8 protein-coding genes are annotated in these 14,216 nt (G+C 60.4%); 4 read left to right on the top strand and 4 right to left on the bottom strand.

Going from position 1 to position 14,216, the window contains the following annotated elements; all coding sequences use genetic code 11:
• Complete coding sequence (locus ACSAMW_RS06080) at window positions 1-348, bottom strand: hypothetical protein (RefSeq protein ID WP_500593145.1); 348 nt, start codon at window positions 346-348, stop codon at window positions 1-3.
• 333 nt (window positions 349-681) lie between these two features.
• On the opposite strand from ACSAMW_RS06080, the gene ACSAMW_RS06075 reads away from it, so the two are divergent.
• Window positions 682-5,547 carry an NAD-glutamate dehydrogenase gene (locus tag ACSAMW_RS06075; protein WP_500593144.1) on the top strand — a complete coding sequence of 1,622 codons (4,866 nt, stop codon included), beginning with the start codon at window positions 682-684 and terminating at the stop codon, window positions 5,545-5,547.
• A gap of 411 nt (window positions 5,548-5,958) precedes the next feature.
• On the opposite strand, the gene ACSAMW_RS06070 is transcribed toward ACSAMW_RS06075, so the two are convergent.
• On the bottom strand, window positions 5,959-8,229 hold the full coding sequence (locus ACSAMW_RS06070; RefSeq protein WP_500593143.1) for a type III effector HopM1: 2,271 nt from the start codon (window positions 8,227-8,229) through the stop codon (window positions 5,959-5,961).
• The gene (locus ACSAMW_RS06065; RefSeq protein WP_500593142.1) at window positions 8,226-8,669 is read right to left on the bottom strand and encodes a CesT family type III secretion system chaperone; all 444 of its coding nucleotides are present in this window, start codon (window positions 8,667-8,669) and stop codon (window positions 8,226-8,228) included. The genes ACSAMW_RS06070 and ACSAMW_RS06065 overlap by 4 nt, the downstream gene beginning before the upstream one ends.
• A gap of 467 nt (window positions 8,670-9,136) precedes the next feature.
• Between ACSAMW_RS06065 and ACSAMW_RS06060 the strand changes: the two genes are divergently transcribed.
• Complete coding sequence (locus ACSAMW_RS06060) at window positions 9,137-9,952, top strand: hypothetical protein (RefSeq protein ID WP_500593141.1); 816 nt, start codon at window positions 9,137-9,139, stop codon at window positions 9,950-9,952.
• Window positions 9,953-10,228: 276 nt separating this feature from the next.
• Here the strand turns inward: ACSAMW_RS06060 and acnB are convergent, their stop codons facing one another.
• Entirely contained in the window at window positions 10,229-12,838 is a 2,610-nt protein-coding gene (acnB, locus tag ACSAMW_RS06055; protein WP_500593985.1) for a bifunctional aconitate hydratase 2/2-methylisocitrate dehydratase, read from the bottom strand.
• 389 nt (window positions 12,839-13,227) lie between these two features.
• Here acnB and ACSAMW_RS06050 point away from each other — a divergent pair, with 389 nt between their 5' ends.
• Together ACSAMW_RS06050 and ACSAMW_RS06045 are read left to right on the top strand one after the other, a co-directional pair.
• Window positions 13,228-13,692, top strand: a complete 465-nt coding sequence (locus ACSAMW_RS06050) for a DUF1289 domain-containing protein (RefSeq protein ID WP_500593984.1) — start codon at window positions 13,228-13,230, stop codon at window positions 13,690-13,692.
• Window positions 13,689-14,168: a YiiD C-terminal domain-containing protein gene (locus tag ACSAMW_RS06045; RefSeq protein WP_500593140.1), complete on the top strand. Its 480-nt coding sequence runs from the start codon at window positions 13,689-13,691 to the stop codon at window positions 14,166-14,168. Before ACSAMW_RS06050 ends, ACSAMW_RS06045 begins: the two co-directional genes overlap by 4 nt.
• Window positions 14,169-14,216 lie beyond the last annotated feature (48 nt).

The raw sequence follows: 14,216 nt of genomic DNA, 5'->3' as shown, positions 1-14,216 counted from the left end.
TTACTCCATGACCAAAGTGCCGGTGCCTTGAAGAATGACTTGCAAGGCCGCCTGAACGTCTTCCAGGTCTACCAGCGCGTCGGTCAGGTCTGCGCTTAGGCGAACGGCGGAGAAGGGCGCCTCGGTATCCGCAGGCAGGTCTACCCATAGCCGGCTAGCGTTCAAGGTCACCCGAAAGTCCCGTACCGCGACAGCCTGCTCATCCCATACCAGCTCCACATCGTCCTCCCCCGGCGCTCGGGACAGCAGCAGCATTTCGCCTTCGGTGCCCTGGCAGCAGAACAGGGCCAGGTTGTCTTCTTCTTCATCACAAGGGTTGCCCATTAACAGCGCGGCTTTCATGTGCATGGTGTGGTCTCGAAAAGGGATGGCGCATTGTGGCACGCCGCATGGTTTTTCGCAGCGGGCCCCGGCCCAGCCATTCGCTGCTGTTAGAGGTTGCGCTTGGTGCAACCCGGGGCTGACCGAATATGTCGCCCTGTGGCAAGATGTCACAGGTTGACTGTCGCTAAGCTAAGGCGTTGATGACACTGGCGGCAGGGGTTGAACAATTTGCCCTTGTCATAGCCCAAAGGCTTCATAACGCTCTGCCCAGGGGTTCCCGGTTGCCCGCAGGCCCGGCCAGGCAGAGGATACAGGCTACGCTTCCACCAAATACAAAGCCCAAGCGGAGTATCACAGATGGCGTTTTTCACTGCGGCCAGCAAAGCCGACTTCCAGCATCAACTGCAGGCGGTACTGGCCCAGCACGTTGACGAACATGCCCTGCCACAAGTAGCCCTGTTCGCCGACCAGTTCTTTGGCATCATTTCCCTGGATGAACTGACACAGCGTCGGCTGTCCGACCTGGCCGGCTGCACGCTGTCGGCCTGGCGCCTGATGCAGCGTTTCAAACCTCAGCAGCCCGAGGTGCGGGTGTACAACCCGGACTACGAACGCCACGGCTGGCAGTCCACCCACAGTGTGGTAGAGGTGCTGCACGAAGACCTCCCGTTCCTGGTGGATTCGGTTCGCACCGAGCTCAACCGCCGCGGCTACAGTATCCACACCCTGCAGACCGCTGTGCTAAGCGTACGCCGCGGCCCTGCCGGCGAGCTGCTAGAGGTGTTGCCGAAAAACACCCGTGGTGACGGCGTAGCCCAGGAATCGCTGATGTACCTGGAGATCGACCGCTGTGCTACAGCTTCCGGCCTGGCTGGGTTGTCCAGCGCGCTGCTTGAAGTGCTGGGGGAGGTACGCGCCACGGTGGCGGACTTCGACCCCATGAAAGCCAAGCTCCACGACATGCTGGCGCTGGTGGACAACAGCCCGTGGCCGGTCGACGGCGCTGAAAAGGCCGAAGTGAAGGTGTTCCTGGAATGGCTGGTGGACAACCACTTCACCTTCCTGGGCTATGAAGAGTTCGAGGTACACGAGGACGCCCAAGGCGGTCACCTGGTGTATGACGAGCAGTCCTTCCTGGGCTTGCCGCGGCTGCTGCGCGCCGGGCTCACCGCCGAAGACCTGCGTATCGAGGACTTTGCCCTCAAATACCTGCGCGAGCCGGTGTTGCTGTCATTCGCCAAGGCTGCCCAGCCCAGCCGTGTGCATCGCCCGGCCTACCCTGACTATGTGTCCATCCGGCAGATCGACGCCGAAGGCCGCGTGACCAAGGAATGCCGCTTCATGGGCCTGTACACCTCGGCGGTGTATGGCACCGTCGTGCACCAGATCCCCTACGTACGTAGCAAGGTGGCCGAGATCGAGCGCCGCTCGGGCTTCGACATGGGCGCCCACCTGGGCAAGGAGCTGGCCCAGGTGATCGAAGTGCTGCCCCGTGACGACCTGTTCCAGACGCCTGTGGACGAGCTGTTCAGCACGGTCATGTCCATCGTGCAGATTCAGGAACGGGCCAAGATTCGCGTGTTCCTGCGCAATGACCCGTACGGTCGGTTCTGCTACTGCCTGGCCTACGTACCGCGGGACGTCTACTCCACGGAAGTGCGGCAGAAGATCCAGCAGGTTCTGATGGACCGCCTCAAGGCCAGCGACTGCGAGTTCTGGACCTTCTTCTCCGAGTCGGTACTGGCACGCGTGCAGCTGATTCTTCGGGTAGACCCGGCCAACCGCCAGGACATCGACCCCCAGCAACTGGAGCGTGAAGTGGTACAGGCCTGCCGTTCCTGGCAGGACGATTACCACGCCATGACCATTGAGAACTTCGGCGAAGCTCAAGGCACCAACCTGCTCGCCGAATTCCCCAAAGGCTTCCCTGCGGGCTACCGCGAGCGGTTTGCTGCGCACTCGGCTGTGGTGGACATGCAGCACCTACAGGCCCTGAGCGATACGCGGCCCTTGGTGATGAGCTTCTACCAACCATTGGCCCAGGGCGGTGAGCGCCAGCTGCACTGCAAGCTGTACCATGCCGATGTGCCTCTGGCACTGTCGGACGTGTTGCCCATTCTGGAAAACCTGGGCCTGCGCGTGCTGGGCGAATTCCCCTATCGCTTGCGCAACCGCAATGGCCGCGAATTCTGGATTCATGATTTTGCCTTCACCTACGCTGAAGGCTTGAAGCTGGACCTGCAGCAACTCAATGACACCTTGCAGGATGCCTTCGTGCATATCGTCAACGGCGATGCCGAGAACGATGCCTTCAACCGCCTGGTACTGACCGCTGGCCTGCCGTGGCGTGACGTGGCGTTGCTGCGGGCCTACGCACGCTACCTCAAGCAAATCCGCCTGGGCTTCGACCTGGGCTATATCGCGGCGGCACTGAACAACCACACAGACATCGCACGCGAACTGACGCGGCTGTTCAAGACCCGCTTCTACCTGGCGCGAAAGCTGACCGGCGATGACCTGGACGACAAGCAGCAACGCCTGGAGCAGGCCATTCTTACGGCGCTGGATGATGTTCAGGTGTTGAACGAGGACCGCATCCTGCGGCGCTACCTGGACCTGATCAAGGCCACCCAGCGCACCAACTTCTACCAGCCGGGTGCCGATGGGCAACCCAAGCCTTACTTCAGCTTCAAGTTCAACCCCTCACTGATTCCGGAGCTGCCGCGGCCGGTGCCCAAGTTCGAGATCTTTGTGTACTGCCCCCGTGTAGAAGGCGTGCACTTGCGCTTTGGCAACGTGGCACGTGGTGGCCTGCGCTGGTCGGACCGCGAAGAAGACTACCGGACCGAAGTGCTGGGCCTGGTGAAGGCGCAGCAGGTGAAGAACTCAGTGATTGTGCCCCTGGGTGCCAAGGGCGGTTTCATTCCGCGCCGCCTGCCCGTGGGTGGTACCCGTGACGAGGTACAGAACGAGGCCATCGCCTGCTACCGCCTCTTCATTTCCGGCTTGCTCGACATCACGGACAACCTTAAGGAAGGCGAAGTCGTACCACCGTCCAGCGTGGTGCGCCACGACGGCGACGATCCCTACCTGGTGGTGGCCGCCGACAAGGGCACGGCAACCTTCTCGGACATCGCCAACGGCATTGCGACCAGCTATGGCTTCTGGCTGGGCGATGCCTTCGCCTCGGGCGGCTCGGCCGGTTACGACCACAAAGGCATGGGGATTACCGCACGTGGTGCCTGGGTAGGGGTACAGCGTCACTTCCGCGAGCGCGGCATTGACGTGCAGAAAGACAACATCACCGTGATCGGCGTAGGCGACATGGCCGGTGACGTATTCGGCAACGGCTTGCTGATGTCGGACACGCTGCAACTGGTGGCTGCCTTCAACCACCTGCATATCTTCATCGATCCCAACCCCGATGCCGCGCTCAGTTTTGCGGAGCGTCAGCGCCTGTTCAACCTGCCGCGCTCGGCCTGGAGCGATTACGATGCGTCGCTGATTTCCGCCGGCGGCGGTATCTTCCAGCGCAGCGCCAAAAGCATCGCCATCAGCCCGCAAATGAAAGCACGGTTCGATATCCAGGCTGATCGCCTGACGCCTACCGAGCTGCTTCATGCGCTCCTCAAAGCGCCTGTGGACCTGCTCTGGAACGGCGGTATCGGCACCTACGTGAAGTCCAGTGAAGAAAGCCATGCCGACGTGGGCGACAAGGCCAACGACGCCTTGCGTGTAAATGGCGATGAACTGCGCTGCAAGGTCGTGGGCGAGGGCGGCAACCTGGGCATGACTCAGCTGGGTCGCGTGGAGTACGGCTTGCACGGCGGCGCCACCAACACGGACTTCATCGACAACGCTGGTGGCGTGGATTGCTCCGATCACGAAGTGAACATCAAGATTTTGCTCAACGAGGCTGTGGCCGCCGGTGACCTCACCGAGAAGCAGCGCAACGAGCTGCTGGGCAGCATGACCGATGAAGTAGCCAACCTGGTGCTGGGTAACAACTACAAGCAGACCCAGGCGTTGTCTATCGCGGCCCGCCGTGCCAATGACCGCCTTGCCGAGTACAAGCGGTTGATTGGGGACCTGGAAAGCCGTGGCAAGCTGGACCGTGCCATTGAGTTCCTGCCCAACGAGGAGCAACTGGCCGAGCGTGCAAGCACAGGTCGCGGCCTCACACGTGCCGAGCTGTGTGTGCTGATTTCCTACAGCAAGATCGACCTGAAGGAGACGCTGCTCAACTCCAACGTACCGGATGACGATTACCTCACCCGAGACATGGAAACCGCGTTTCCCCCGAGCCTGGTGGCCAAGTATGGTACGGCCATGCGCCGTCATCGCCTCAAGCGCGAAATCGTGAGCACCCAGATCGCCAACGACCTGGTGAACCACATGGGCATCACCTTCGTGCAGCGCCTGAAGGAGTCCACTGGCATGAGCGCCGCAGCGGTGGCCGGTGCGTATGTGGTGGTACGGGACATCTTCCACCTGCCTCACTGGTTCCGCCAGATCGAAGCCCTGGATTACCTGGTGCCTGCCGAGCTTCAGTTGAGCCTTATGGAAGAGCTGATGCGCCTGGGCCGCCGGGCCACACGCTGGTTCCTGCGCAACCGGCGCAACGACCAGGACGCTGGCCGTGACGTTGCCCACTTTGGGCCGCACATCACGGCACTGGGGCTCAAGCTTAACGAGCTTTTGCAGGGCCCTACACAAAGTGCCTGGGAGGGCCGGTACCAAGCCTATGTAGAAGCGGGAGTGCCTGAGCTGCTGGCACGGATGGTTGCAGGCACGACCTACCTCTACAACCTGTTGCCGATCATTGAGGCGTCTGACGTGACAGGGCAGAGCGCCGCCAATGTGGCCAAAGCCTTCTTCGCCAGCGGCAGCGCACTGGACCTGAACTGGTACTTGCAGCAGATCAGCAGCCTGCCGGTGCAAAGCAATTGGCAGGCTCTGGCACGTGAAGCCTTCAGGGATGACCTGGACCTGCAACAGCGGGCTATCACCATTTCTGTGCTTCAGCTTCAGGAGGCACCGGATGACGTGGATGCGCGGGTTGCGCTATGGCTGGAACAGCACCGGGCTCATGTAGAGCGCTGGCGTGGCATGCTGGACGACCTTCGTGCTGCCACTACCACGGACTATGCCATGTATGCCGTGGCCAACCGGGAGCTGGCCGATTTGGCTTTGAGCCCGGCGGTTTCTCACAACGTGGCGTAAGTTGCCCCTGCCAGGCCGCCCTGCATAGGGCGGCCTGGCAGGGAGCCATTCCCTCTGCGCGTCACTCTTGCGTCTGCTTATGCTGCAGGCGTGCGCACCGCGCATGCCTCCTTAATCTGTCAAGAAGGACGCCAGCATGGCTGATATCAGTGGACGGTCGTTTATTGCCACACTACACAGCGCTCAGGCCGACACGTAGTTTCCGGTAGGGTTTACAACCAATGCGCCGAGTGAAATGGAAGGTTGGCTTATTCAATGCGAACAGCCCTAGGCTGGGGCGACTTTCCAGTTCGACTTTATAAAAGAATCCGGAACCCGCTTTTATTACAACATCAGCGGTGCCCCAGGCACCCCTTGGGCGGGGGGCTTTATGGAAGCAGCGCTGGGCTGAAGATCAGGTAGAGCAGTACTTCAGGACGCTGTACCAGCGACGGTAGAGGGGCCGCCAGGCGGGCTGTTCTGATCACTTGCAGTGCCCTGGGCTGCTGGTTGGGCAGGAACACCCGGGTGGCTTCCCACATTTGAAAGTGCAACATCCAGGCTTACAGGCGTGGACAGGTCCCCCAGGCTTAGTTGGGGCGGATTGGCAGCTATCGGGGCAGGCGGCTGTGGCGCCACCGTGGCGTTATCACGGCGGCGCACCGTATTACCTAGCGCGCCCCCGAGGCGAACGGTAGTGCCTACGGCGGCTTCAGTCAGCATCGTGGCGAGTTGTGGAGCCACTTGCGTGAGCCCCCGTATACGGTTATAGCCGTTTTCTACACCCCGCATAACGGTGTCTGGCTGAGTACCGTGTGCCAAGGTGTCCCGATCAGGCTGTACCATGTTGGCGACTGCGCTGCTCACACGGTCAGTGCCGTCCGCCTTGGCCTCGCTCCCCGATTGCCGGTTGGCATAGAACGGCAGCAGTAGCGCTATGGCTTGAAGGTCGGCAAGCACTACGGAACCTGCAGCGCCTGAGCGTGTAGCGGTATCCAGCGAACCCATAGCTCTGCCGATGGCGTTGTAGCCGAGCATCCCTTCGGCAGCACTCCATATTTTGCTCGCATAGCTTTCCCGCGCTTCACTACGCCTCGGGTCTACAGTGGGCAACGCTTTGCTTACAACCTTTCCGAGCCGTTCGTACAGGCTGTCTTCAGGGGCGGCCTTGGGCACGTGGGTCGGCAGATCGCGGCCATCGTGCCTGTAGGTTGTGTTTAGCTTGCCCAGGGCTTGGGTAAACGCCATGCCCACCCCGCCTGCAAACGAGGTCGCTGCACGCGCCGGCACACTGCCTGTATTCTGGTCTGAGGTAACACTCACCAGTTGGCGAACCATCTGGGCCAAGGGTTGGTTGAGGTAGGTAAGCGCATCGCCTCTCAGGGTGCCTGTCTTGAAGTCGTTCTGGCTGTTGAGAAACTCCGTACGAGCCTGTTCCACCACGGCCTGTTCTGCAGCCATTTCAGTGTCGGTGCGCTCGTGATAGCGCCCATTCACCAACGTGGCGCGTGAGGCGTCATGAATCAGGCTGTCTACCGGTACCTCTGTACTCTCCCTTAATCCCAGGCTAGCGAGCGCTTCGCGTGCAGCGGGCTTGACAATGCTATCTAGCCCCTCGTGCACAGCACCCATGGCGGCGCCGTTGGCCAAGGACTGGGTCACCAAGCTGAGCACTGTCAGCCGAGGGTCTACGTAGGCACGCGCCATAACGAACAGCAACGCGGAGGCGATGCCTTGCGCAATGCCCTCCGCCGTACTGGTGGCCAGCTGGGTGAACCAGCCTTTGCGCAAGGCATGCAAGGCGGCAACATGGTCGTCCAGTTGCACGCGTTTGGTAGCCTTATCAATGGGATTGGTGCCATCCGACACTTGCGTGAAATGATCGTGCAGTGCCTGCCAGGCTTGCACATTCTGTTCAGCTACTGCGACATGCTGGGCTTGCTCATGGTTTTTAGGCGCCTGCGCTTGCAGCGGCTTAAGTACACTTTGTGCAGCCTCAAGGCGCTCATCAACTAGCGTACGCGTGGTTTCCAGCAGTTGCCCTACACTGTGTTGCCACGTGGTGGCGGTATCGATGAAAGCCCGGTGCCCGGCGTTGATCTGGGTGCGTTGAGTGTCGGTCAACGGGCTTTGAAGCGCTTGGTGGAAAAAAGCCTCGTGCCCTTCCAGATGCATGGCCATGCGCTCCAGGCCTTCGTCCAGGGCTGCACATACCTGATCATGCGCTAGGCTGGCGTGCTGGGGGTCACTGAACAGGCCGCCGATGTGCTGCATGAGCGCAGTCACCTCTACCCCCGGTACCCGCGGCGCCAGGGGTGAGGCTTGCCCCCGGTCGAGCAGGTCTCCAGCGCTATAAAAGTCCAGCCCCGGATGGGCCAGGAGCAAGGCGCCTTCCAGCGCCATGCGCCGCTTTGCCACTTCGCTGGGTGGCAGATGATTGGCCTGTGCAGCAAGCGCTTGGGCAGCATGCCGCAGCGGCGCCAATGCTGGCAGTGCATGTGTTTCCTGCGCTGCCATGGACGAAGGTTGAGCCAGTTGCTGCAACTGTTGGGCATTCAAGGGTGCATCGGTGCTATGGCTGATCTGGCGAGGCGCGGCACGGCCTGCAGCGCTCGTTTCAACGGGCTGAGCGCGCTCCACGTCAGCCAGCAGGCCGTTGGGGTATAGCACCCCCCGCAATGCACTCAGTGGCGAAAAATTCATCGCGCCACCCCCCGCTGCAGGTTAGCGCGCGCAGGCGTGCCCTCAAGAAAATACCCCTGGCGCCATGTGTTGGCCATATCGGCCAATTGTCCCAGCAGTTCCAGCAACCCTATGGCGCCAAGCCCTGGCAAAGGGGCAACCGCTGCAAGGGTGGCGCGGCCTGTTTGAGGGTTCACCGTGCACGCAGGGCTGGCCGAACCGGTGAACAGGTTGAAATTGATTTCCAGCAGCCTGCACAACACCTCGTCACGTCGGCGGGTGGGCAGGGCGCCAAGATCACAGTGGATAATGATTTCACTGGCAGCCCCTTGGCGCTCAACTAGGCTGATATCTACCCCATCGATATTCAGCGCCGTACGCTCATACAGCGCCTTGGCATCAGGAAGACGGCTTAGCTGGCAAAGCTGGTCGATCAGCAAGCAGAAGGGAGCAGAGGGCATTTTCAAATTCCAGGTTGCCACATCAGGTGCCTGTATGTGGCGATGCCCTGGGTGGCGTTCCGCTGGAGGTAGCAAGGTTCATGAAAACTTAATATAACGGCTGGGGTAGAGCGGTCGCGCCTGCTGCTGGATCCATTGGGTGTTGGCGTATTTCGTTTGCCAGCCTTGCTGGCCCCTATGTCCATCCAAGAATGGGTGCAGGCTTTTGCATGGGTATCGAAAGGAGCAGGTGAAGCCTTTTGTAGATGGATGGCCTAACTCTCAAAATGGAACCCATATTCGTAGTTAGGCTACTCAGGGGCATCAGTCACCAGCCAGAGCCTTCGTCTATGCCAGCCATAAACTCCGCGCTTACCTCTCTTTCTGCCTTACACCTCGCTGCTCAAACGCCCTCGCCGGAAGCTACCTCATCGGAGGTCACCTCCTCGACAACCCCGCCCCTGCCGAGTCACAGCGAGCAGGAGCATGTGCCTAAGAACGTACAGCACGGTGAGCACAATGTGCGAATAGGCTCTTTCAAGCCTCTAGGCGCTGAGCAAAAGGCACTGTTGATCGCCCTGTTAAAACCAGACGGCGAGGTCAAGGCCTCCCAGTTGCCTTCCGGTGAAACCCAACTTGACTTTAAAGCGGTTAAGCAGGGCGCATCCGGCGAGCCCGCTCATAGCTATAGCGTAAGCGAAAGATGCAAGCCTGATGGGCAGTTGATACAGCTCGACGCTACCTGCCTCTCCGATCCAAAACAAAACACCGAAGGCGGATTTGCCCTTAAATTGGCGTTCGATCGTCCCTTTGAGCGCCTGCCTCAAGAGTTAAAAATCGAGCTCTTTAAACATACCCAATCACAAGCGGAACACAGGCAAGGTATAAGTGGCGCATTAATGCAGACGGACCGTTCTTTAAGAAAGGCAGGAGAAACCGCCCTTGGAGACCTTGAGAGAGAACGTGGTGTTTCAAAGCAACTCAAGCTTCCTGAGGGCGAGGTAATGGACCTTTCACTCGCGCAGCGAAACTTCAGCGTTTCGAAGATGGGCATTGCTGCACTGCAAGGGCTGACGCCAAACCAGCAAAGGTTTGTGTTGGACAATCTCCCAGTACTAACTAAGTTAGGCTACACGATAGGCAAGGACCTAAATGAGCTGGCTACTCGCAGTACAGAGCAGCAGGAATATGTGTTAAGGGAGGCGGAGGGGCTGCGTGCTGAAGGTTTCAGGGGGCCATACATTAATAAACTTGTTGCAATGGATCACGCAGGGCGGGCCTCACTACGGAGCATCCGTTTTTAGTTGAGCGCCCGCAAAAGCGCAATCTACATCAGGTTTTGCGACACTAAACCAATTTCTTGGGCTGTCTGGGCAGTATCCCATAGGCGCTCACCCCAAAACTAATCGCACGACTATATCCCTGCAATACGTTTTATGCTGATTGGTCCGGGCCGCGTAGGTCAGGGCCGCGTAGGCCCATAAAACGCACTCAATAAAAACCCCCGGTGCTGAACAGGTGTCCAGCAACCGGGGGTACTCACCCTAAGCGGGTAGTGCTTTCAGCAAGCAGCGTGCTGTTTACACCTGTCCAACCGGGATCTTGGCGTTTTCCGCAGCGTCGCGGAAATCGGCGATCTGGTCGAAGCTCAGGTAGCGGTACACATCGGCTGCCATGCTGTCGATGTTTTGCGCATAGGCCATGTACTCCTCGACACTCGGCAGTTTGCCGATAATCGATGCCACAGCAGCCAATTCTGCAGAGGCTAGGTACACATTGGCACCGTCACCCAGGCGGTTGGGGAAGTTACGAGTAGACGTGGACACAACGGTAGCGTTAGCCGCTACCCGTGCCTGGTTACCCATGCACAGCGAGCACCCTGGCATTTCCATACGTGCGCCGGCTTTGCCGTAGATGCCGTAGTAGCCTTCCTCGGTCAGCTGGTGGGCATCCATCTTCGTCGGTGGGGAGAGCCATAGGCGAGTTGGGATGGCGCCTTTGACCTTGTCCAGCAGCTTGCCCGCAGCGCGGAAGTGGCCGATGTTGGTCATGCACGAACCGATGAACACTTCATCGATTTTCTCGCCAGCCACCGTGGACAGCAGGCGGGCATCGTCCGGGTCGTTCGGTGCGCAGAGCACAGGCTCTTTCACTTCGGACAGGTCGATCTCGATCACTTCGGCGTATTCGGCGTCCGCGTCTGCGGCCATCAGCTCCGGGTTGGCAATCCAGGCTTCCATGGCTTGGGCACGGCGTTCCAGGGTGCGCGCATCGCCGTAGCCTTCGCTGATCATCCAGCGCAGCAGGGTGATGTTGGACTGCAGGTACTCGGCGATGGCCTTTTCCGGCAGCTTGATGGTGCAGCCAGCGGCAGAGCGCTCAGCCGAGGCGTCGGACAGCTCGAACGCTTGCTCGACCGTCAGCTCGTCCAGGCCTTCGATTTCCAGGATGCGACCAGAGAAGGCGTTTTTCTTGCCCTTCTTCTCAACGGTGAGCAGCCCTTTCTGGATGGCGTAGTACGGAATAGCGTGAACCAGGTCGCGTAGGGTAATGCCAGGCTGCATCTTGCCTTTGAAGCGCACCAGTACCGATTCAGGCATGTCCAGCGGCATTACACCCGTGGCCGCCGCGAAAGCTACTAGGCCGGAGCCGGCCGGGAACGAGATGCCCATGGGGAAGCGGGTGTGGGAATCGCCACCGGTGCCTACGGTGTCCGGCAGCAGCATGCGGTTCAGCCAGCTGTGAATAATGCCGTCGCCTGGGCGAAGGGACACGCCACCACGGGTGCGGATGAAATCTGGCAGGGTGTGGTGGGTGGTCACGTCGATAGGCTTGGGGTACGCGGCGGTGTGGCAGAAGGACTGCATCACCAGGTCGGCCGAGAAGCCCAGGCATGCCAGGTCTTTCAGCTCGTCGCGGGTCATCGGGCCGGTGGTGTCCTGGGACCCCACGGTGGTCATCTTCGGTTCGCAGTAGGTACCTGGGCGAACGCCCTTGCCAGCTTCAAGGCCACAGGCCTTGCCCACCATTTTCTGCGCCAGGGTGTAGCCCTTGCCAGTATCGACCGGGGCTTCCGGCAGCTTGAACAGGTCGGTGCTGCCCAGGTTCAGCTCGGCGCGGGCCTTGTCGGTCAGGCCACGGCCCACGATCAGTGGGATACGGCCGCCGGCGCGGACCTCGTCCAACAGCACGGGGGTTTTGAGCTCAAAGGTGGTGATCACCTCATCGGTGCCGTGCTTGCACACCTTGCCGGCGTGGGGGTACACGTCGATCACGTCGCCCATTTCCAGGTTCGACACGTCGAACTCGATGGGCAGGGCGCCGGCGTCTTCCATGGTGTTGTAGAAGATAGGGGCGATCTTGGTGCCGAAGCAGAAGCCACCGGCGCGCTTGTTCGGTACGTAAGGAATGTCGTCACCGAAGAACCACAGTACCGAGTTGGTCGCCGATTTACGGGAGGAACCCGTACCGACCACGTCACCGACGTAGGCCACGGGGAAGCCCTTGGCTTTCACTTCTTCGATCTGCTTGAGTGGGCCAATGGCGCCTTGCTGCTCAGGCACGATGCCGTCGCGGGCCATTTTCAGCATGGCCAGGGCGTGCAGCGGGATGTCTGGGCGCGACCAGGCGTCTGGGGCAGGGGACAGGTCGTCGGTGTTGGTCTCGCCAGGCACCTTGAACACGGTCAGGGTGTATTTGTCGGCGATAGCCGGGCGCTTGGTGAACCACTCACCGGCTGCCCAGGATTCCAACACGGCCTTGGCGTGGGCATTGCCGTTCTTGGCTTTTTCGGCCACGTCGTGGAAGGCGTCGAACATCAGCAACGTGTGCTTGAGCTGTTCGGCGGCCACGCTGGCCAGCTCGGTGCTGTCGAGCAGTTCAACCAGAGTATGGATGTTGTAGCCGCCCTGCATGGTGCCCAGCAGTTCGGTAGCGCGCTTCTTGTCGATCAGGGGCGAGGTGGCTTCGCCCTTGGCCAACGCGGACAGAAAGCCGGCCTTCACATAGGCGGCTTCGTCTACCCCTGGGGGAACGCGGTTGGTGATCAGGTCTACCAGGAAAGCTTCTTCACCAGCAGGCGGGTTCTTCAGCAGCTCGACCAGGCCGGCGGTTTGTTCGGCGTTCAGCGGCTGGGGCACGATACCCTGGGCGGCACGCTCTTCGGAGTGTTTGCGATAGGCTTCAAGCACAGTTATTACCCTCATCAGTGGTCCCGCGTGGGGACGCTCGTCCAGCGGCGCTCTCGCACACCGGGGCCGCACGGCTATGGAAGCCGGCTGGCCGGGGTAGCGATGAGTGCCAGGCAGAAGCTGTTTTCAAAGTTTTACGCCGGCAGAATGCTCAGCTGATGAGGGCTGGCACGGAGGCTGGGGCCGTGCCATTGCATTCTGACGGATGGACTGTACTCGTGACGCTTTGAAAACAGCTTCCAATGGACATTGGTGCCTTCAAGCAGGCCGGCTGATTCTACGGCATAAATGCCGCGAAGGTAAGTTGCCCGTTGAGCCATTAAGGGTGAAACCACTACGACTAAGGGCTAAGATAGGCGGCCTGCTGCCTTGTCGACACACCTGTGAACATGCCTGAAACCACCATCAAAACGCCCTGTGTGGGCCTGTGCTCTACGGTCTACGGGGACCTGGTGTGCCGAGGTTGCAAGCGCTTTCACCATGAGGTGATTGACTGGAATGGCTACACCGATGAGCAGAAGCGCGTGGTCTGGCTACGGTTGGAGCAACTGCTGGTTCAGGTGATGGAAGGCAAGGTGGAGGTGTTCGACCCGGCCCGGCTGCGCCTTCAACTGGAGCAACGCAAGATCCGCTTCCAGCCCAGGCAGTCGGAGTACTGCTGGGCGTATCAACTCATCGCCCGTGGCGCACGCATGATCATCCAGCTGGACGCTTATGGCCTGGCGCTGCTGCCTGAATTTCGTACCTGGGAGCTGCCCGCCCTGCGGGACGCCATCGACCGGGAATTTTTCCTGCTGTCCGAAGCCCACTACGAGCGCTACATCGCACCGGCGTTTCTGAGGGAGGGGCTATGAACCAGCGCTCCGACATCACGTTTACGGCTGCCCAGGTGGAGGCACTTGAGCACCGGCTGCACCAGGACATCCCCCTGAGCGTGGCCATGGGTGTGACCGTGCGTAGCGTAGACGCCAACGTACTGACCCTGCACGCGCCCCTGGCGCCCAACCATAACCATAAAGGCACCTTGTTCGGCGGCAGCGTGTACAGCCTGGCCGTATTGGCCGCTTGGTCGTGGCTGTACGTGAATACCCAAGCGCACAGCATGGACGGCCATATCGTGATCCAGGGTGGCAGTATCGAGTACCCCTTGCCGGTAAGTGGTGACGGGCTAGGGATCTGCCACCCGGTGACCGAAGAGGCCTGGGCTAGGTTCGCGCAAACCTTCGCCCGCCGTGGCAAAGCGCGAATCAACGTGAGCAGCGTGGTCAGAGGGGAGGGCGGGGCAGCCGATGCGGCGCGTTTCGCTGGGGTGTTTGTGTTACACCGGTAAGGCCCGATGACACCGCGTATACTGCGCCGTTTTCACACCATACGAGAC

The organism is Pseudomonas sp. AB39(2026) (assembly GCF_059831485.1).
The sequence above is the reverse complement of the archived record's forward strand: the minus strand, read 5'-3'. Positions and strand labels throughout refer to the sequence as shown.